General features: G+C 48.4%; 19 protein-coding genes. 4 read left to right on the plus strand and 15 right to left on the minus strand.

Translation table 11 applies throughout. The annotated features are described in order from the left end of the window. Positions 1-668: 668 nt before the first annotated feature. The gene (gene gbpA, locus ACYX4J_RS01810) at positions 669-2,363 is read left to right on the plus strand and encodes an N-acetylglucosamine-binding protein GbpA (RefSeq protein WP_476177739.1); all 1,695 of its coding nucleotides are present in this window, start codon (positions 669-671) and stop codon (positions 2,361-2,363) included. Positions 2,364-2,607: 244 nt separating this feature from the next. Here the strand turns inward: gbpA and ACYX4J_RS01815 are convergent, their stop codons facing one another. Together ACYX4J_RS01815 and ACYX4J_RS01820 are read right to left on the minus strand one after the other, a co-directional pair. Next, complete coding sequence (locus ACYX4J_RS01815; RefSeq protein WP_476177740.1) at positions 2,608-3,333, minus strand: L,D-transpeptidase family protein; 726 nt, start codon at positions 3,331-3,333, stop codon at positions 2,608-2,610. Between the two features lie 305 nt (positions 3,334-3,638). After that, on the minus strand, positions 3,639-4,250 hold the full coding sequence (locus ACYX4J_RS01820) for a TetR/AcrR family transcriptional regulator C-terminal domain-containing protein (protein ID WP_476177741.1): 612 nt from the start codon (positions 4,248-4,250) through the stop codon (positions 3,639-3,641). 134 nt (positions 4,251-4,384) lie between these two features. Between ACYX4J_RS01820 and ACYX4J_RS01825 the strand changes: the two genes are divergently transcribed. Then, entirely contained in the window at positions 4,385-5,455 is a 1,071-nt protein-coding gene (locus tag ACYX4J_RS01825; RefSeq protein WP_444907192.1) for an MBL fold metallo-hydrolase, read from the plus strand. A gap of 127 nt (positions 5,456-5,582) precedes the next feature. Here the strand turns inward: ACYX4J_RS01825 and ACYX4J_RS01830 are convergent, their stop codons facing one another. From ACYX4J_RS01830 to ACYX4J_RS01870, 9 genes are all read right to left on the minus strand, one after another. Then, positions 5,583-6,020 carry a hypothetical protein gene (locus ACYX4J_RS01830; RefSeq protein ID WP_445358998.1) on the minus strand — a complete coding sequence of 146 codons (438 nt, stop codon included), beginning with the start codon at positions 6,018-6,020 and terminating at the stop codon, positions 5,583-5,585. Positions 6,021-6,047: 27 nt separating this feature from the next. After that, entirely contained in the window at positions 6,048-6,611 is a 564-nt protein-coding gene (locus ACYX4J_RS01835) for a tetratricopeptide repeat protein (RefSeq protein ID WP_476177742.1), read from the minus strand. Positions 6,612-6,680: 69 nt separating this feature from the next. After that, positions 6,681-7,319, minus strand: a complete 639-nt coding sequence (locus ACYX4J_RS01840; RefSeq protein WP_445358996.1) for an alpha/beta hydrolase-fold protein — start codon at positions 7,317-7,319, stop codon at positions 6,681-6,683. Between the two features lie 145 nt (positions 7,320-7,464). Next, on the minus strand, positions 7,465-8,211 hold the full coding sequence (locus tag ACYX4J_RS01845; RefSeq protein WP_445358995.1) for a copper resistance protein B: 747 nt from the start codon (positions 8,209-8,211) through the stop codon (positions 7,465-7,467). Then, on the minus strand, positions 8,204-9,994 hold the full coding sequence (locus tag ACYX4J_RS01850) for a copper resistance system multicopper oxidase (protein ID WP_476177743.1): 1,791 nt from the start codon (positions 9,992-9,994) through the stop codon (positions 8,204-8,206). The genes ACYX4J_RS01845 and ACYX4J_RS01850 overlap by 8 nt, the downstream gene beginning before the upstream one ends. A gap of 11 nt (positions 9,995-10,005) precedes the next feature. Next, positions 10,006-10,494 carry a DUF411 domain-containing protein gene (locus ACYX4J_RS01855; protein ID WP_444907198.1) on the minus strand — a complete coding sequence of 163 codons (489 nt, stop codon included), beginning with the start codon at positions 10,492-10,494 and terminating at the stop codon, positions 10,006-10,008. Positions 10,495-10,602: 108 nt separating this feature from the next. After that, on the minus strand, positions 10,603-10,950 hold the full coding sequence (locus tag ACYX4J_RS01860; protein WP_444915466.1) for a hypothetical protein: 348 nt from the start codon (positions 10,948-10,950) through the stop codon (positions 10,603-10,605). 82 nt (positions 10,951-11,032) lie between these two features. After that, positions 11,033-11,830 carry an oxygen-binding di-iron domain-containing protein gene (locus tag ACYX4J_RS01865; RefSeq protein ID WP_108734605.1) on the minus strand — a complete coding sequence of 266 codons (798 nt, stop codon included), beginning with the start codon at positions 11,828-11,830 and terminating at the stop codon, positions 11,033-11,035. 13 nt (positions 11,831-11,843) lie between these two features. After that, positions 11,844-12,287: a pseudoazurin gene (locus ACYX4J_RS01870; RefSeq protein WP_282931168.1), complete on the minus strand. Its 444-nt coding sequence runs from the start codon at positions 12,285-12,287 to the stop codon at positions 11,844-11,846. A 261-nt stretch (positions 12,288-12,548) separates the two neighbouring features. Between ACYX4J_RS01870 and radA the strand changes: the two genes are divergently transcribed. Continuing rightward, positions 12,549-13,943: a DNA repair protein RadA gene (radA, locus tag ACYX4J_RS01875; RefSeq protein WP_475709348.1), complete on the plus strand. Its 1,395-nt coding sequence runs from the start codon at positions 12,549-12,551 to the stop codon at positions 13,941-13,943. 83 nt (positions 13,944-14,026) lie between these two features. Here the strand turns inward: radA and ACYX4J_RS01880 are convergent, their stop codons facing one another. The 4 genes from ACYX4J_RS01880 to ACYX4J_RS01895 all read right to left on the minus strand — a co-directional run bounded on the left by ACYX4J_RS01880 (position 14,027) and on the right by ACYX4J_RS01895 (position 19,233). Continuing rightward, positions 14,027-15,133, minus strand: a complete 1,107-nt coding sequence (locus ACYX4J_RS01880) for a YHYH protein (protein ID WP_475709349.1) — start codon at positions 15,131-15,133, stop codon at positions 14,027-14,029. 52 nt (positions 15,134-15,185) lie between these two features. Next, a complete protein-coding gene (locus tag ACYX4J_RS01885; RefSeq protein ID WP_413663408.1) occupies positions 15,186-15,440 on the minus strand; it encodes a hypothetical protein in 255 nt (84 codons plus the stop codon). A gap of 396 nt (positions 15,441-15,836) precedes the next feature. Next, a complete protein-coding gene (locus ACYX4J_RS01890; RefSeq protein WP_413663407.1) occupies positions 15,837-16,895 on the minus strand; it encodes an AraC family transcriptional regulator in 1,059 nt (352 codons plus the stop codon). A 736-nt stretch (positions 16,896-17,631) separates the two neighbouring features. After that, positions 17,632-19,233 carry an AbgT family transporter gene (locus ACYX4J_RS01895; RefSeq protein WP_444896033.1) on the minus strand — a complete coding sequence of 534 codons (1,602 nt, stop codon included), beginning with the start codon at positions 19,231-19,233 and terminating at the stop codon, positions 17,632-17,634. A gap of 315 nt (positions 19,234-19,548) precedes the next feature. Here ACYX4J_RS01895 and ACYX4J_RS01900 point away from each other — a divergent pair, with 315 nt between their 5' ends. Continuing rightward, on the plus strand, positions 19,549-20,250 hold the full coding sequence (locus tag ACYX4J_RS01900; RefSeq protein ID WP_476177744.1) for a glutamine amidotransferase-related protein: 702 nt from the start codon (positions 19,549-19,551) through the stop codon (positions 20,248-20,250). The last annotated feature ends 504 nt before the right edge of the window (positions 20,251-20,754 follow it).

Consider the following 20,754-nt stretch of genomic DNA (forward strand, 5'->3'; position numbering starts at 1 on the left):
TCGGCATGAATTCAGTAAAGTGAAAGCTTTAAAAAACTAATATTTTTAATTGTCATTGGAAAACCCTCTGCCCGATTAGTTATAGAAGAAGTATTGGCCGTTGTTTTCTAGGTTTTTTCTATTTCAATTTTGTCGTGGGTGCACCGTGTTTTTTTGCCGGTAAGCGATAGGTGGAGTTAGTTAGGGTTTCATATTGATTTCTGGGAGGATTTAAGTGTGAAATTCATAGTTCTTCCATATTTTGTTTTTATATTTTTATAAGCGGTATATTCGGATTTATACCTGGCTGCCCTTGCTAGAATAAAATACCACTAAATGTCGCTTTTATTGATTTTATGTTGCAGTAATTGCCCGAAATTGTGGTCTTATTTTTTGTTTTGGGTCGTCATTTTTCTATTTTTTAAGAAATTATTTTGTCATTATTTATGTTTTTATTTTTGTGCTTATATGGAACTTTTAATGGGGTGGTATTTGTTAAAAATTAGACTTATCTTTCGGTGACACGCTAAAAGTTGTTTGTTTAAATTATAAAAATAATAGGAACCGTGCCAATTAGTGGTGGTCCATAACTCTGTCGCTAGCGTTGCAGGATTTACATCCTCTAAAAGTAAAAATTTGTGTTCAGCTGGGGAAGGAAGTTGAGCGTAAAGTAATAAATGGGCAGAGATATGATTCTACGTAAGAAAAAATTAGCATCCGTATTTAAACAACCGATAGTCAATCGCACATTAATGGCAGTGGTATTAGCCGGTGCCAGTTCTAATGCTTTCAGTCATGGTTATGTTGAGGCCGCTGACGGTGGTGTAGCTTCTGCGCGTGGTACCCTGTGTAAATACGCATTAGATACCGGTGAAATGAACTTGAATTGCGGTGCAGTTCAGTGGGAACCACAGAGTATTGAAGGTCCTGAAGGCTTTCCCGATAGCGGCCCTGCCGATGGGCAAATTGCCAGTGGAGGAAGCAGTGCCTGGTCTGAGCTTAATGAACAGACATCTGATCGCTGGGTAAAAAATTATATTAGCTCCGGTTGGCAAACCTTCAAATGGTACTTCACCGCCAACCATGTAACTCGTGATTGGAAATACTATATTACTAAAGAAGATTGGAATCCGAATTCAGTCTTGACTCGCGATCAATTTGATCTCGACCCATTCTGTGAGATAGATGGCAATTATGAACAGCCAGATGTAAATACAACTCATGAGTGTCAGGTGCCGGATCGCGAGGGCTATCATGTAATTCTGGCTGTTTGGGATGTAGGTGATACGGTTAACGCTTTCTACAATGTTATCGATGTAGAGTTCGATGGCGATAATGTCACTAATACCGAGTGGAGCGCTGCGGGTACCATCAATCCGACGCAGGACTTGAATGTTGGCGATAAAGTATATACCCGCGTATTTGATGGCTCAGGTGAAAACTCATCTTACAGCACTGTTTTGGAAATTGCCTCCGAAGAGCAGGGCATCGCTGAAAACTGGTCACATGATTTGGCTGAGTTGATTAATGTAGAGCAGACCGATATCCGCGCCGGTGATTTCGATGGTGATAATAGTTTTGAGCCTCTGTACGGTATCAACCGCATTTATCTAAAAGATGGCAGTGGCCTGGAAAATGTCGAGATCGGTTACGAGTTGAGCGAAGAAGAGCCCAACTATGAAGTAACGGTAAGTGGCCTTGAAAGTGAATACACAATTACAGGCGGTGCTATTTCTCTAGACTTGGCTCTCAGTGCTACGGGAGATGTCAGCGTTGAGGTTACAGTGGTAAATCATGGCGGTGATACTCTATCAAGCTATAGCAATAACATTGATGATGGTGATACTGCCAGTACTAGCTTGACTCTCTCAGAGACTGTAGCAGGGCACCATATGGTTGTAGTGGTGGTAAAGGACCGCGATGGCAACATGGTTGATCAAAACACTCTGAACTTCTACCTGGTTGAAGACACCTCTGGTGATGATGACTCCTCGAATGGGGATGACGATACTTCCAATGGTGATGATGACTCCTCGAGCGGCGACGACGATAGCTCCAACGGCGATGACGACGCTTCTAATGGCGACGACGATAGCTCCAACGGCGATGACGACACCTCCAATGGAGACGATGATACTTCGAACGGAGATGATGATAACTCCAATGACGATGACCAATCCTCAAGTGATCAGGATTATGATTATGTCTTCCCTAGGGGTTATAGAAACTATGCTGCGGGCACCAAAGTCCTGGGCCGTGACGGTAATGTCTATGAGTGTAAGGACTCTGCTTACTCCCACTACTGTAAGGAAGTAAAAAGAGGTGCAATACAGTTCGAGCCAGGTGTTGGTGGGAACTGGGAGATACTCTGGGAAAGACTGTAATTTATTCCCGATAAAATAAAAAAGGCCCCTTTGGAGGCCTTTTTTATCTTGAGCTGAAAATATCGATTAACTATATAGAAATAGAACTATGCACTTTTATGACTCATAGTTATATTGCGGGGTTTTTGGGGCGCTATGTATCAAATCATTTGATGAGTATCAGGCAGTGATTTTTTAGCTGCTAGTAGCTTTCTGCCTACTCGTTGGTTTATTGCCATAAATGGCAACTCTAATACTTTAAATGTTAACTTTCATTAAAGGTATACAGGCCTTCGACAACTTCTACATTGGGAGGGCGCCTATATTTGTTGAAGTAATCGTATCCTTCTTTTAGGTTCAGCCAAAAAGAATGCCATTGATTATCTTTGTATTGAGATAAGATCTCATCCTCAAGTGGAAATGGGAAGGAGTGAACCCTGACAATTCTTTGTCCTGATTCTATCGCTGAAGCAGTAAGTGCATATATTTCATTGATAAATGGATTTGTCATTGCAAAGCAGCCAATAGATACACAGTCTCCATGTATCATAAGAGCACTACCTGTTCTGCCATGGTGCCGATCATATTGATTGGGATACCCTAGATTAAATGAAAGATGATATTGGCTCCAAGGGTTTAACCGGCTAGCATTTACAAAGTAAAAACCTTCCGGGCTTTGTAGATCACCTTCTCTCAATTTTGGCCCCAGATCTCCTGAGAAAGTGCAAATATCGTAGCTTTTAAACTTAGAATATAAATTATTATCCGACTCTATCCAGACCTCTAAGATACCGGGGTTTTTAAATATGCGAATAAAAATAGGGGCGCCATACTTAAGCCCTTTTTCAGAAAGCTCCTGTTTAAGCTCCTCTTCAACACTAGATATAGATGTTTTTGCTCTAACACTTGTGGGGATGACTTCCGCTTGTAAACAAGAGCTTACTACACAGAGTAAGAATATAAATGTAGAGGCTACTTTAGGATTTCTCATGCTGGTATTTTTTGGGTTGGCCTTCTCTTAAAGCAGTCGAGGGTATTTAGGCATATAGGATGTTGGCGGTTTTCTCTTGTTAACAAATGTTATGGGTATTAATTTATATTAATAATTAAATTTTGAAAAGCTGGTTGCGTTTGTTTTCTGGATGTTAATTTAGTGGTGATAAAAGCCAGTAGCCAGATGGGACTATGGCTTCAATTTCTGAGAGGTGTTTTTCTCGTTGGGATTTAGTAGGTCATTTGTCGGAAGCCATGAATGTAGATAGAGTGGCCAAGAAGGATTCGGCCACTATAGTAGGTCTAGGCTTGGTAATGACTTAAAAACATCGCAGCGGTGCGCTCGGCCAGTGCCTCTTGCTCGGCGGAGCTCGGTGGGCCAGAGAGTTGAAGTAACTGAGGCCAGTAGCAACCGCCCTTAATCAGGTTGTGAATCTGCCCACTGGCGACCTCTATGTCGAGAGACTTTAGTCGCCCATCAGCTACGGCAGATTTAATCCAGCGCTGCACCCCGGTTTCATGAGCCTTATATTTTTCCATTTCCTTCTGTAGTGCTTCCGGCTGGTGGAAGAAGTAGTCGAAGGCCATTCGGTTAAGCTCAATATACTGCGGGTTGCAGATTGTTTTTATTTCCTGCTCCAGCAGTGTGCGGAGTTGTGATTGCATATCACTATCCGGGTTGTAGTCACAACCGGAGGGCTGGGTGGCCTGCTGCCAGAGCTCACCGATCAAATACATCACCAGGGCTTCTTTACTGGAGAAGTGGTTGTACACGGTGCGCTTTGATACCTGTGCTCGGGCTGCCAGCTCGTCCATACTCGTGCCCTGTACTCCCAGCTCCTGAAAAGCCTGCTTGGCAGCATCAATAATAGCTTGGCGTTTCAGCTCACTTCTGGTTGGTTTCTTTTCAGTCATGGGTATCTCTGTGAAATCTGGGCCGGGGGATTCCATTGCCGGCGAGTTACTTCTTACGCAAATTTTACACTATATAGTTTACTTTTATATAGTTATTTTATACACTGCACTGTATAGTTTACATGGTAAGTGAAATGAAGAAGCGCTGGTGGATTCTGGCAGGAGTGATTGTTATGTCGGTAGGTCTCTTTGGTAGCTGTACAAATCAACCCGAGAAGTTCCGCAACAGTGATACTGACTACAAAGTCAGTAGTGCCGGTATAGTTGAGATGATCGGCGCCTACATTAAGGCGGATCGTGCAGCCCCCGCACCGGTGAAGCCTATTCCATTGCGACAGATTCCCGCTGCAGAGCTGGCAGCCCCAGTCGCTGAGGGTGCCGTATATCGCCTTGGGCACTCCACAGTACTGATTCGAGTGGATGATCAGTATGTTTTGACAGATCCGGTATTTAGCAAGCGGGCATCCCCGGTTCAGTGGATGGGCCCAAAGCGCTTTCATCCATTGCCCATAGAGATTCGAGACTTGCCTTCGATTAAAGCGGTCGTTATCAGCCATGACCACTACGATCATTTAGACAAAAATAGTATTCGCGCGCTCAGGGATAAAGTAGAGCAATTTGTCGTTCCTACCGGAGTGGGAAGTCGCTTGCGTAACTGGGGTATTCCAGCAGAAAAAATTGAGGAACTAGCTTGGTGGGAATCCTTTGCCCTGGGCAGTTTGCACTTTACCGCGACGCCGGCTCAGCATTTTTCCGGGCGTGGACTTACGGATAAAGACTCAACACTGTGGGCCAGCTGGGTAATTGAAGGGCGCGAGGGCCGTATATTCTTTAGCGGTGACAGTGGCTATTTTAGTGGCTTTCGTGAAATTGGTGAGCGATTTGGTCCATTCGACCTGACACTGATGGAAACGGGTGCTTACAACAAGCTTTGGAATTCGGTTCATATGATGCCCGAAGAGAGTGTGCAGGCACATCTCGATCTCGGAGGGCGAGCAATGTTACCTATCCACAACAGTACTTTTGATCTTGCCCTGCACGATTGGTATGAACCTCTGGAGCGCGCACAGGCGGCAGCCAAAGACCAGGGTGTCACTTTGGTAACGCCTATCATTGGAGAGGCTGTTCGCCTGCAATCTCCCAAAGCAACAAAGGCTTGGTGGAAAGATGAGATGGCTACGGATTTACGCCTGGTGAGTGAGTAGAGAGGTTCTGTGAATTTGATATTAGTAGCTGTGTGCCAGATTTAGGTGTTGGTATATTTTCTGTAGGCGAGCTGGAGGTAAATGCCAGCTCGTTTTTTAGTTTTCCACCTTACTAAGTGCCCTTGACCTAAGGTTCTGAAGAGCAATTATCGTCCTCTGTGATCATATGTAAAAGATAACCTGTACTCCTAACAGATATACGTCCTTCTCTAACGCAGCTTGGAAATCCGTAATTAAAAGCAGCAGTGATTACTGTGTCAGGGGTTCCTGTTGCATCACTATAATAGCCGGTAGATAAAGTGAAGCTTCCGGGATCTATTCCTTTGAAGTTGTCTATAACGTCTTTTGGTATTTCAATTGGTGTGTTATTTAGGACAAAAACAAGGTTTTTGACGGTTTTTGTAGTATTTGAAAACTCAGGTTTTAAATATACATCAAGTCTAAGAGTCCCGATTTCTGTCCGGAGAGTTTTGTAATAACTTATCCTGTCCCACCATCTTGAATTTTCCTGTGAGGTGAATGCCAACGGGGAAAAGAAAATTAGTGTGATAACTATATTTTTCATTTTTAGTATACAATTTTTAATCGTAAGCTAATTGAGCTTGAGTTCAGCTATTTGCCGATTTATCGTCGCCGTTTTGCTTTTATCCTGAATGCGAGAAATTTCTAGTGCTTTCTTCAAAACATCAGAAGCCTCTGAAATTTCATCATTCTGTTGTAACGCCTGGGCCAAACTTTGGTGGGCGTCAATAGAATTTGGTCGATATTCCACCCATCGCCTTGCAACACTGATAGCTTCTTGGATGCGACCATCCTTTAGTAACAAACTGGTGATATAGCTTAATTTGTTAACATTTCTCCAACGTGTAGCCCTGGGTAAAATAGGAAAACCGTATTTCTGTGAGAGTGATTCATAGAAATGATCGATATTTTGTAAGGCGTCACCGGGCTGGGATATCAATTCGCGATAATTTGCGGACCATTCTTCGTGGGGATAATTAAGCTCAATAGCCGTTAGCGCGGCTTTTATAAAGGCACCGTAGTGGTTTTCATTGTTAAGAACTTCTATTTTTAATTTGAGATTCTCTTTTGCGTAAGGCGATAGTTTGGTATTAATTTGACTTAAGATTTTTTCATGGCGCTTATCTTTACGCATATCACTGTCAGCCATGGCGAAATAAAAAGCACTGATCTTGTTTGATGAGGTCTGCATACTTGTGGTTATTTAATTAATAAAAGTACTCTCTGAAGTGGGCCCCATACCAAATATATCGGCTGCAGACAAAAAGAAATAAGACTGAAACAATCCAGGTTTGTTAGTTAGGGCGTAGAGAGGAAAGATGCTGCTAGTTGAAACACCAATAATCATTCGATTGTTGAGTGCGCGGTAATTAATTTCTAAATATGGGAATAGTTCTTCAGTTAGAAATTTACTATAGGCCTCAGGGTCTCCCTGGGCGCTAAATTTCTCCTCTGCGGTATGTGTCCACATTCCATGTAGGTAGGTTTCCGGTTCATCACCACCATCATTAAGGCTGATTACAATACTTTCCGGCATACGTTCTACGCTACTTAGATGCTTTACTACCCCGGTTAAGGCGTGGAAAAATTCTTTGCCGTGAGTGCCATTAATAAAGATAACCGGGTATCTATGCTGCTTTGATGCTTGATGGAACGTTTGCGGTAAATATATGTTGATTGATATTTCACGACTCAAGATTCTGGATGAGAAAAGAAATTCATTGCCATAACTCAAGTGTTTGGTCGTGCTAACAGAAGAGTGGCTCTGTGGGCTTTCAGGTTCTGCTGATAGTCCCACACACAGTAAAGAAACTGCGATTAACAGTATTCGGGGAAAAATCATATCACCGGCATCCTTGCTGAATTTAAATTTTCTTTAAAAGGCGATTAAGATCTATTAGATGCTATGACAGATTGAGGGGGTGGTAAAGTTGGTTACAGCTGATGCGAAGTGGTACAACTTGTATAGATATAGAAGTTGGATTTTTTCAAAACCAAGCTCTAAACCCCAGTACCCATACGGTTGAGTCCACATCCTCACCTTCTTCACGGGCGAAATCAGCGGCATTGCCCACTTCCCGTTCATAGTGGACGCCAATATAGGGTGAGAATTTCTTGGTGACTTCATACATGAGCCGAAAGCCGACTTCCGCTTCCGATAAGCCAGAGCCGCTACCTCGGGCCTCATCGTTCTGCCCAAAAAAGTTCAGCTCGATACGTGGGACCAGATTCCAGTCCTGTGCCAACTTTATTTCATACTCGCCTTCCAGGCGAAATGCAGTACTGCCATGTTCTCCATAGAAAAATACTGCATCCATTTCGAATTTGTAGGGAGACTCTCCAGTAATACCCACAGCAGCCCAATTCCGGCTGGTAGTCTCCAGATTAAAATCGTGGCGAATTCCAATTAGGAAATTCCAGTTTGCTGAAATTGCCCGGCTATAGAGCGCCCAGAGTTCATTTTTTTCAGTCTCCCCACTGCTTCGCTCATAGTCGACTTCGGCAACAAACTTATTTTGCTCTCCGCCATAACTGAAGTCTCCCTCGATTTCCCCGCCGTTATCACCTCGCAGTTCCACATAGTCGAGGCTGACTTCAGCCATGGGTTCTTCTTCGTTATCCTCGCCAGAGGACTGGTAGCTGTGGTGTTGATGCTGAGGTTCTGACTGCCCATAGCTGGCCTGGGCAGCAAGTAGCCATAGTGTTGCTGCTATCCCTGAAATATTCTTAAACAATGCGCACCTCCCGATACATACCGGGCCTCTGGTAAAGCATTTGGCTGTGTAGAGCCCAGCGGCCATAGGTGTCGGCGCTGACCAAGTAACTGATGCTTGATCCGGGTTGTGCGATTACCGTGTGCTTGCGAGGTAAATACTCTCCGTCGCCGGTTTCCAACTCACTCCAAAAACCGTGTAAGTGCATGGGCTGGGGAAGCGTGGTGTCATTGACCAGAGTAATGCGCAGGCGCTCCTGGTGCCGAAATAATAATGGGCTGACATCGCGAAATTTCTCACCATTTATTGACCAGAGGTAGCGCTCATAATTGCCGGTCAAGTGTAACTGTAATTCCCGCTGTGGCTCCCGTTCATCCTGGGTGGGTTCACTGCTGTGCAAGTCGCTGTAAGTCAGTACACGGCGGTTATAACGATGTTTATGGTTTCTGAGTCCGACACCGGGGTCAGAGATGCCGTTTGCTGGCGTCAGCGCGCGGTGATCCACCCTGAATCCGGATTCACTTGGCTGGTGAATGATAGGGCTATTACTACCGAGCCCCGCTGCAGCGAGGTTTCCGTAAAACCATCCCCCCTCAGTTGCATCGGGCAAATTGGAATGTTTTTCGGTGTGAGCAGTCTGGGTTGTTTTAAAGTGTGTGTCTGTCTCTTCGGTTTTTCTCCCTAGTCCCAGATCTTGCCGGGTGAGCACTGGGCGGTGATCCATCGCGGGAATCTCTGCGCTCAGACGTATATCACTTGTCAGTGTGCCTCGCGCATAGCCACTGCGGTCCATGGACTGCGCAAATATACTGTAGGCCTGTTCACTCTCTGGCTCGACAATTACGTCATAGGTTTCGCCGCTGCCAATGCGAATTTCATCGACGCTAACGGGCTCGACATTTTGTCCATCGGCCGCCACCACCTTCATTTTCAGGCCGGGGATACGCAGGTCGAATAAGGTCATCGAAGCTGCGTTAATTAATCGCAGGCGAACCCTCTCACTAGGTTTAAATAATGCAGTCCAATTGGTATCGGGTGTATGCCCGTTAATCAGGTAGGTGTAAGTCTCGCCTGTGACCTGGGAGATATTGCGGTCGGAAAGCTGTTTCCAGTTCCATTGATGCCGGTCCCGCCAGGTTCGTGCGACACCTTTTGTTCGCACTTCACGCCATAAATCTGTAGCCGTGCGCTGTTGCCGGTTGTAGTAGTCCGGGTCTTTTTTTAAATGGGTATAAATAGTTTGGGGAGATTCATCGCTCCAATCGGATAGGACAACAACATAATCCCGCTCGTAAGAAAATGGTTCTGGAGATATCGGATCAATGACTATTGCCCCAATTAGCCCCAGTTGTTGTTGAAACCCGGATTGGCTGTGATACCAATAAGTACCACTTTGGCGTAAAGGGAATCGGTAGCGAAATGTTTGCCCAGGTCGAATGCCGCTAAAGCTCAACCCCGGTTCGCCGTCCATATCGCTGGGTACCCTAACACCGTGCCAGTGCAGGGAGGATTTGTCGGGTAATTGGTTATGGACATTCAGGGTGACAGTTTCCCCTTCCCGCCAGCGCAAAATGGGGCCCGGTAGACTGCCATTAATAGTCAGGGCTTGTCGTTCGCGCCCGGTAAGATTTACCTGGTGGTACCCGATGGATAAATCAAAGTGGTTACCGCGCAGGGTTGTTGCCGAAGCTGTTGGCGAGTTTGGGTGCGAACTGTGGGGTAACCCCAGCAGCAGGGCTCCCGCTCCGAGACCTGTGACGAAAGTACGCCTTGATACGGCGTCGGTGCGGAAGCTCTCTGTCATCGATGTCCCTTTTAAAACTGCTCCTGTGCCGTATTGATTTCGGCGTAAATTTCGCTGCTGCCATCTTTGTTAAGCAGCATTACCTGATAGGGCGTAAAACGGTCGCCCACTTCCATACCGGGGCTGCCCAGGGGCATACCTGGTACTGCGAGGCCAATGGCATTCTGCGGTGGATTTTGCAAGAAACGCTGTATCAGCTTTGCCGGTACATGCCCTTCAAAAACATAGCCCTGTTCTGACACTGTGGTGTGGCAGGATTGGTAGCGCGGAGAGATATGGTGCTGCTTTTTCACGCCGTTAAGGTCTTCGACATCCTTTGCTACGACGTCAAAGCCACTTTGTTGGGCATGCTCAACCCAAATTTTGCAGCAGCCGCAGGTGGCGGATTTGTAAGTGGTCAGGCTCACAGTTTCCTTTTTGGGGTCTGAAGATTCGGCACAGGCACTTAATGCCAGGGTTGTGAGTAGCGCCGCAATAGCGACCAAAATTGAACGGTTCATATGAACTCCGATGATGAGATTTAGGGCGCACACAGGCGTGCGAGCATTTATAAAAAATATTTGGAGTAAAACTGGGGAGTGCGCGTATGCCTAGGCATACGGGGCCCGTTAAGTGCGGAATATGGGTGGGCGCAGTGCCATTTCCGGATCTGGAGAGGAATTAAATTCCCGGTAGGCAGTTACAAGTAGATTGCGGTTGTATACAAGGATTTTATATTGAGTGTTTACCGCAGAACTGGTGCCAGGCCCTGCACAGCAGCTGCACTCAGCAGTACAACTGGAGGGGTGGCTGTCGCTGCAGTTCTCAAGGGTTGCTTCGTCGCAGTGGGCTTTTTCTTCTGCAGCGATGGATGCCGCTGGGGATTCGTGTGTTTCCGCACAGGATGACGCAACTGCCTGGCCGCCGAAGGCCAGCAGTAGTATGAGCAAAAATAGGCGCAAGATCCCGGTGTGCATGGCGGTATTCAAAAAACAAGCCAGCCCGCAGTGTATGGGCTGGCCTCTGCCGGTGCAACTTTCCCGCTTGCGGGATGGCGGGTTAAGAGCGGCCCAGGGGTAGGCGGAAGTCCTGGTGTCGCAACAGGTCCGGCCCACATTCGAGGCGCTCGAGCCAGCCCAGGAAGCGCTCTTTGACATCGCCTGAGGCAAAGTAACCGCCGTGCTGGGGCACAATCATTGCGGGGTTGAGTTCCCGAATCATTTTGGCCCAGAGACGACAGGTCCAGTTCCCGCCCATATAGCGGCGGTGGAACCCTTCCATCGACGGCAGATGCTCGTCGAAATCTTTGACTTCACCCTCCTCACCACCGAGTGAGGCACCGATATCGCCGGAAAATAATATGCGGCTGACCGGATCATAAAAACTGAAGTTGCCACAGGAGTGCATAAAGTGTGCTGGCAGCGCCCAGATCTCGCTGTCGCTGAAGGGGATAATTTCTCCCTTGTCGTCCAGAGGCATGATGCGTTCCTGCCAGCGTTCAGCACCGGCACGCGAGGCGACAAAGCCGGAAACCAGGTGTGGCAAAAACCGCGACCACAGCTTCGACACTGCCACCTTACAGCGCGAATGCAGCATCCAGCGCGGCAGCGAGGCGATAATATCCGGATCCTGGTGAGAGGCCAGGATCAGGTCCAGTTCGCTCAGGTTCAAATGGCGGCTGAGCTCAATGGTGAGGTGTGTGTAAGTCAGATCGCCGCCGGGATCGATAAGCGCCCCTTTGGTGCCGCGGCGAATAACAAATTGATTGGCCTGTACCCCATCGCTGCCATTCTGCTCTTTAACCAAATCGCCGAACCGCGCAACCAGGTGGTGACCTTTTTCAAATAGGATGTCCACGCCGCGACTCCTCTTATTGGACTTGGCCGAGGTATTGAGTGAGCCTCTCCTTGTTCATGGCGATGGTGGCATTCATGCCTTCGGCATGCTTCTTGGCTTCTTCCAAGTTGGTTGCCTTACCTACCTGAATTACCCCAACCATACCCAGCGGCAGATGTGGGTCGCACTGGTATACGTAGACACCTTCCTGGTTCAAAGTGACAGTCACCTTTTCTCCCATGCTGCCATTCCAGGTAGCGCCCTCGGCAGGGGACAAAACTGAGTGAGTGTTGTGGGCCGCATCAGTGGGCAGGAAGGTGACAGAATCGCCCGGTGCTACTGCGAGAAATGCCGGTTCAAAAGTCATCATGCCGTCCTTGCCCTGGTTCAGCATCTTAACTTCGTGATCCGCAGCCAGGGCGGAGGTCGAGGCCATGGCGAGCGCCAGAATCGCGCCGCGAAGAGTAATAGACGACATACTTACTTCCTGTTCGATGGTTAGTCAGTGTTGTTCTGCGCCTCCCCATTAGTGGGTAGAGGCAGCGGCGGATGTTATCTCGGAGGGGGCTGGGTGAATTGATCTAGATCAATCGCGTAGATAGACCAATTGGAAGGAGAAGATGCCAATAGAAGGGATCCGTGTAGGAGAGTCATTTTAGACTGCTGAGCACCACCCGCCTCGGCCGGATAAGGGGTAAACTGTGCGCCGATCAATTCTGTGACTTTTCGGGAGAGTGCTTTGGCCACAAAACGTAAAACTGCCTACGTGTGTAATGAATGCGGCGCTGACTACACCAAATGGGCAGGGCAGTGTAGTGCTTGTGGCACTTGGAATAGCCTATCGGAAGTACGCCTGGGACCGGATCACAAAGACAGTCGCGCCGCGAATTTTACCGATGCACAAGGTGGTTACGCCGGTTCCGCTGGTGCTGGCAAAGTACAAAAACTATCGGAAATCGACCTCAGTGAATTGCCGCGTATTCCCACTACGGCCTCGGAACTGGATCGAGTGCTGGGCGGCGGGCTGGTGCCTGGCTCCGTCGTATTGATCGGCGGCCATCCTGGTGCGGGTAAATCCACTGTTTTACTCCAGACCCTGTGCCATCTCGCGACTTCAATGCCGGCGCTTTATATCACCGGCGAGGAATCTCTCCAGCAGGTTGCTATGCGCGCTAAGCGCTTGGGTCTGCCCACGGATTCCCTGCAATTGCTCAGCGAAACCGATGTGGAGCGTATTTGCCTGGCGGCCAAGGAAGTGAATCCTCGGGTAATGGTAGTGGACTCGATCCAGGTGATGCACATGAGCGATGTGCAATCGGCACCCGGCTCTGTGGCACAGGTGCGCGAGAGTGCGGCCTACCTGACCCGCTTTGCCAAACAGACTGGCACGGCGCTGATTCTGGTGGGGCATGTCACCAAAGATGGCAGTCTCGCGGGCCCCAAGGTGCTGGAACATATTATCGACTGCTCCATTCTCCTCGAAGGCACCCACGACTCCCGCTTCCGCACATTGCGGGCCCATAAAAATCGCTTTGGGGCCGTTAATGAACTCGGCGTGTTTGCCATGACAGAGCAGGGCCTGAAAGAGGTATCCAATCCCTCAGCCATTTTCCTGCAAAGGGCCGAGGAGATCGCGGCCGGTTCTGTGGTGACTTCGGTGTGGGAGGGCACCCGGCCGCTGTTAGTAGAGTTGCAGGCCCTGGTGGACGATAGCAGTCTCGGCAACCCCCGCCGGGTAGCGGTGGGCCTCGACCAGAACCGCTTGAACATGCTGCTCGCTGTGTTGCATCGCCACGGTGGGGTCTTGGTGGGGGACCAGGATGTCTTTATCAATGTGGTTGGCGGGGTAAAGGTGATGGAAACCAGCGCCGACCTGACACTCTTATTGGCGGTAGTCTCCAGTTTCCGCAACCGTGTCCTGCCTCGGGATCTGGTGGTATTCGGGGAGGTGGGGCTATCAGGCGAGATTCGCCCAGTGCCTTCGGGCCAGGAGCGTTTGCGCGAGGCGGCCAAACACGGTTTCCGCAAAGCCATTGTGCCTGCAGCCAACCGCCTGAAGAACGATATCGAGGGAATGGAAATGCATTCGGTCAAAACCCTGGCGGAAGCGCTGACGGTAATTGATATGAGCTGACACTCCAGCCAGGGGCGGCTATTTTGACAGGGGAATACCTTGCGGTATTCCTCTGGGGAGGTGAGCTTTCATAGCCTTCTGCGTTAGGGGCGCCTAGTTGCTCCCTTGCGCTGGTTGTTTCCGGGGCCCCGTCGAAAATCCTCTGACGGAGTGCCCTTGTAACAGCGCGGGATAATGGGCCAGTCCTCTGTTAGAAAATAGGCATAGGTGCCCTTGGGGAATTCCGGGGTGCGAACCATTCTGCCGTTGCACTCATCCAATGTGCCGGAGCCAGCCACATAGTGGTAATCATCCACAAAGGTACCATCGTAGTAGCCTCCAGGTTCTTTACTGCCCTTGGGGCGTTTCCCGGATTTCACCTGATAGCTTGAAGTCATTGCCGCAATCCCGGATTTCGGTTCCCAACCATCGGCATAGGCGTACAGGGCATAAATGGGGAATCCATCGGCAGCCCAGCCAATCAGCGGCGAATGCCTTTCCTTAGATACCCCCAGGCGCTGTAATAAACCGGTGGGAATTCCGTGATAGTGATAGGCACCATTGGGCTGAACATGGGCGTAGTTATCGTCTACACCCAGCTGAATCGCGCCGGATAGGGCTTCGTAGCGCCAGCGTCCGCGATTGCCCAGGTACCATTCCGCAGCACTGGGGTCGAAAGGCACTCCATTCAGTCCGATACCAAAATTCTGCAACGGAACCGGTGTAGATTGAGCGGCAATTTGGGGGATAGCTGGAACTCGGAAACGGTAGCGCTGCACCTCGATTTCGTGGGGATTGCCGCGATTGGGGAAGGCTCCAGTCTTATGCTCAGAAATACCGTTGGCCTCAATAACGCGCCAGGGCCCCTGGATACTGATACTCACTTCACTAAAGGTAATCGGTGCTTCGGTAGCGGGAACAGTGTGCTGCAGACCATCGGATTGCACCACTGTGTGTTTGCGAGCGGTGTGGCGTCCACCAGTGGCGTCCCCTCCTGTAGAGCGCGCAGTCGGTTTGCGCTCGGGAACACAAGCTAGGCCATGTGATTGGGGGTGGTTGCGGCAGCGACCACTGACTCGGCCATTGGGCAGTTCCATTGAGCAGCTGGCGCCACTGGACAGGTTTCGACAAGCCTCCAGGGCGCTATCGGGTACGTGAGCCAGCGAGAGAGGCGCAATACTGCAAAGCCCCACAAATAACCACTTCTTCATAATGACATCTCAAGATTTACAGTACCGCTGGCCGGTTGCGATTTATTGGGAGTTACTGTTCTTCATCTTCCATGGGGCGAGGGCCGCCTTTGCCCTTGCCGCCGGCAGGTACACAGACCAGCTGCTCAATCTGCGGGGGCATACGGCAGGTGCCCTCCAATGTGCCTCTGGGTGTCTCGACAGTGCAGGCGTCTCCTTCAGCCAAGCTGCTGCAGGCATCAATCGCTTCCTGCGGAGGCTGGCGCGGCTGTGCAGATACATTTGTGGCCAGTAAGAGGGCTGCTACTGGGATAAATATTTTTTTCATCGTGTTCTCCTGTCGTAGGCACTTTGAGGGGAGTCCCTGGAGCCTCAACTTTGCTCATTGGGTTTTGACAGAGGTTATTGCTGTCGCCCGAAACTATAGACTCGGGAAATGGCGATTACCGCTCAGCGAAGGGCTGGCTTCTCGAATTGGCCTGGGACTGCCATCGAAAATAGTCGAGGAATGAGTAAGTAATGTGGATCACTTGTAAAGAAGTGTGGGGCTGGAGAGCTCACTTTACGACTAATGATCCAGAGATCTGACAGGCTCTAATTGATCAGTGGTGGAGGTGGGAATTAGGGGATGAGTAAGTGGGAAAGGCTGGGTATTTAATCAGTCGTGGCACAAGCTAAAATCTGGCTTGTGTCACGACTGATTCTGTATTTTTCTGAAGGGGCTTTAACTTTCAGTTTCCAGTGCAGCTTTCGCCGCAGCTTCACTCAACAACCTGCGGCGAACTTTCATTGGAGTGGTACCAAACCAGCGGTCGCAGGCCCGGTTAAATGAGCTCTGCTCCCGATACCCCAGCATATTGGAAATCTGGGCCATAGGTGGCAACTTTCTACTGAGATAATGCTCTGCGCGTTCGCGGCGAATACGGTCGAGAATATCCTCAAACACCAATTCCCGATCTCGCAACCTGCGCTGCAGTGTGCGCTTGTGCATGCCCAGCTGATTGGCGACTTCCTGCAGACTGCAGCGCTTTAGCGGCATCAGGCAATAGATCAGCTGTTCTACTTGGTGAATCAGGTTTGACTCACCTTGTTCCAGTACTTTGTCAATATAAGACTTTAATAGAGGCCTTAAAACCGGGTTGCACTTCTCGGTCGGTTGGGCCAGCTGGCCGCTACTTAGAATCAAGGTGTCGCTATTTTGTGAAAACTGTACATTTGTACCAAAAAAGTTTTCATATTGGTCGTGGAGGGGCTGTTTGGACTTTAAATGAACCGCCTCCAGATTGAACTTTTCACCACATAATATTTGTAGTGCGACAACAGAAACCCCAAGGAGAAATTCCCGGAATAGCTCGAGAGGCAATGGAGAGTCCGAAGGTATATAACTTTCTAAATCATTTAAACAATGAAAAGTTATAAACGTTTGGAGCCCTTTAACTTCCAATTCAACTCGCAGGTTATAAGGAGGGGCGGCGAATTGCTTTACGGCAGCATTGAGGAATTCCCCGAGGGTCAACGACTGCAATACTGCTGCTCCAAGAGAACTGAGGGCGGCAGCCCCCTGGCTTTTTGCCAGTCTCAGTCCGAAATCCGCGCAATTGAGTTGTCGTGCGGCTTTTTCAACAAGGTCAGTCACTTTACTCAACGGGAGATACCCCTCGAGTTTTTCAACTTGCTCGGGGTTAATACCGGCGCTATTAAGCAGTGTTTCCGGGCAGCCATTTAGCTGGGATACTTGGTCATAAAAGCCGGTTAACAGCTTAGCTCTTATTTGTTGGGTCAATTTCTTCCAAATCCTTCCAAGAACCCAGCCTGATTTAATTATTAGGCGTGCCGGGTCGCAACTTCTATTTGAGCGGAAATATTCAACTGATAGGCGCGCCCGATAATTTTAGGAATCTACAAATAAATGCAAATTCCAGGATTACACATTCCTGGGCATTGTCTGACGGATTTGCAAAACCGTCATATTGGCGAATGCCTGTTTTATTTCGAATTCCTGATATGTATTGTGCGCTATGGATAACTGTTACTGCACTAACTACCACAAAGTGCACACGACTCATCCTGAGAAAATAATATATGAGATTAAAACAAGGCAGCCGAAACTGGCGCAATTCGCCAATCAGTCTCCGCTAAGTATTATTTCAAGGCCTATATTACTTGTTTTTTTTTGTGGATTCGAAGGGCTTTTGGCTTTTGCTCATAATTAAAATGTCACCTAATGAAAAAAAATACCAATTAAAGTTAATACATTGAAACTTTATTCCCTTATGACAGTAAAAAAAATTTTTTGTTTTATGGTGACTCCATATCTGGGAATAATAATTTTTTCTTAATTTATCCACTTTTTTACCCCTGCCTAAAGCTATCTTGAATGACTGGTGATTTCAGGAACGCTTTAACACTTTTTGGGTAGTTACCAGCGGATATAAATGACCAGTTCAAATGTACGGTCATTTTGGGGAGACAAAAAAGCCCGCATAAGCGGGCTCTAGGATTACTGATTAATCAGTGGATTAGCCACCATAGTAGGTAGCTGCACCGGGGCCGACGGGCAGTCCCAAGGCAAAAACCCAGATGAAGAACAGGGCTGTCCATCCGATAAAGAAGAAGATGGAATAGGGGATCATAGTGGCGATCAATGTACCCATGCCCAAGTCTTTCTTATAGCGCGCAGCAAAAGTAATGATCAGGCCAAAGTAACTCATCATCGGCGTGATAACGTTGGTCACAGAGTCACCGATACGGTAGGCCGCCTGGATTACTTCCGGGGCGTAGCCCAGCAGCATCAGCATGGGTACAAAAATGGGAGCTGTCACTGCCCACTGAGCAGAGGCACTGCCCAGCATTAAGTTCACAAAGCCACACATCATGATGAAGAACAGGAACAGTAGTGGCCCAGTGAGGCCGATGCTTTGTAGCGCATCAGCACCTAAAACGGCAAAAATGGTGCCCAGGTTGGTGATCTTAAAGAAGGCGACAAACTGCGCAGCAAAGAACACCAGGACAATGTACATCCCCATACTGTTCATGCTCTTGGCCATGGCATCAATGACATCTCGGTCATTCTTCATGGTGCCGACAACCTTACCGTAAACAAATCCCGGGATAGCGAAGAACACCAGGATCAGTGAGACGATACCTTTAAGGAACGGAGAGCCCGCGACCAAGCCTGTCTCGGGATTACGTAAAACACCCCACTCAGGCACCACCGTCAAAGCGAGTACTGCAGATACGCCCAAAACAGCCAAACCAGCGTACTTAAGGCCGCGCTTCTCGGCGTCGGTCAGGGTGCCAACTTTGTCTTGAGTCAGGTCGACAGATGCTTCACTGGGATCATATTTACCCAGCTTGGGTTCTACGATCTTCATGGTCACCCAGCTACCAACCCCGGTGATCAGGAAGGTACTGACAATCATAAAGAACCAGTTTACTTCCGGGCCCACGGAGTAGGTCGGGTCGATCATATGGGCTGCTGATTCTGTGATCCCCGATAGCAGCGGGTCCACCGTTCCCAGCAGCAAGTTAGCACTGTAGCCGCCAGAGACACCGGCAAACGCGGCGGCCAGGCCAGCGATAGGGTGTCGACCGAGGGAGTGGAAAATCATTGCGGCTAATGGGATCAGTACCACGTAGCCCAATTCAGAGGCGGTATTAGAGATGATACCGGCAAAAACCACTATGACAGTGACTGTGCGTTTGGAAGCCTGGAGTACCAGGCCGCGAACAGCGGCACTTAACAGGCCGGAGTGCTCGGCAATCGCAACCCCCAATAGAGCCACCAAAACTGTCCCCAGAGGAGCAAATCCGGTGAAATTCTTAACCAGACTGGTAACGATCATCCTGAGGCCATCGCCACTCATAAGGTTGAAAACCTCAATAACGCCATCTGGCGCTCGGCCAGCAGCGCCAACCGGGCGGGGGTCGGGGACAGACAGGCCAAAGTAAGAAGCGATACCACTAATGACTATCACGCTAACGGCGAATAGCGCGAACAGTGTGATTGGGTGGGGGAGAAGGTTGCCGAGCCATTCCACTGCATCTAAGAAGCGGATAAAGGCTGTCTTGCGCCCTGGGGGACTATCCTGCCGATCACTCGGGGAGGTTGTTGTGGTCATTGTTGGTCCTCAGTCGTTACTGCAAGCGACCCTAATTGCCTCTGGGCCGCCTTGTAGCCGAAGGGTTGGCTGAAAAATGTGCTAAAGCCGAGATCATACACAAAACTACTTCAGCTAAGAATGCCCAGAGAGAAATGTTGCTCCTAGGCGGCGGGCCAAAGAGCTATCAGGCGACCCGGATAGGTAAAAGATCTATGATGAAAGATGTGCTGTTATGGCGCTTGTCATATCAGGGTAAGTCTTTCTGATAGCGGTCTCAGATGACTGGATATGCCATAATCCCAATACTATGTAGTCAATTCAGCGGTGAAAATAATGAAGATTGGAATTTTAAAAACCGATGATGTGCGCAAAGAGCTTGTCGGCGAATTTGGGGAGTACCCGGAGATGTTTGCCGACTTGTTGCGCGACCAGGACTCCAATTTGGAGTTTTACACCTACGAAGTCCAGCACGGCCAGTATCCCGATCATATAGATGAAGTAGATGCTTACCTGATTACCGGTAGCAAGACAGGCGTTTATGACGACAAACCCTGGATTGCGCCCTTAATGGATTTTGTACGCAAGTTACATGGTGAGAAAAAGCCGACCATTGGTATTTGCTTTGGTCACCAGTTAATTGCCCAGGCACTGGGAGGCCGGGCTCGTAAGTCAGATAAGGGCTGGGGGCTGGGAGTGCACACCTACGAAATGCAGGAGACGCCTAGCTGGATGTCTGAACCCGCCCCCAACTTTAGTCTCTTAGTAACGCATCAGGATCAGGTGGATCAGCTGCCGCTTGGTGGGCGAGTACTGGCTTCCAGTGAGTTCTGCCCCATGGCAATGGTGCAGGTGGATGATCATATGCTTAGCTTCCAGGCGCATCCAGAGTTTACTAAGCCCTACTCGAATAGCTTAATGGAGCTTCGACGGCAGGCTTTTGGTGAAGCTGTGGTTGATAAAGGGCAGGAGTCGCTCAAGAACGATATCCATGAAAATGCAGTTGCCAGATGGATGCTGGAGTTTTTACGTAAGTAAATTCCTGCAAGGAAGTGAACGGCTTCGCTTCCTTGCTAATCAGTCATTCCTGACTTTGTTTAACCTGCCGCACTCTATTTATTTATATTGAGATTTACCTTGGTTATCGTTAATCCAGTATGGATGCGTAGTAAATTAGTGTGACTTGAAGTACCTATAAATTAGATATTCTTGAATATAGAGTGCCATTTATTTTATTTGGTTCTGATTATCTTTTGTTGAAGTTGCTCCCGCATTTTTTTGATGGTAGCTGTGTGTGGTATAAATCTATTAAATAGACTTTAAAGATTTTCTATTTGTTAATTATGTCCGGTTTTGGCGGTATTTCTGCCTTTTCTCTTTGATGTATATTTGAGATCGATAGAAAATATTTTTATTGGTTGTTTTAAAAAAGTATGATTGCTTAATATGTGGGGTGCCAAGAGGGGTAGTTTTAAGTATTTGAAATGATTGTCCCACTTTTAATTTTTATGAGTCTATCAGAATAAAAGGGAGGGCCGTTGT

Source organism: Microbulbifer sp. ABM4_008 (assembly GCF_056311705.1).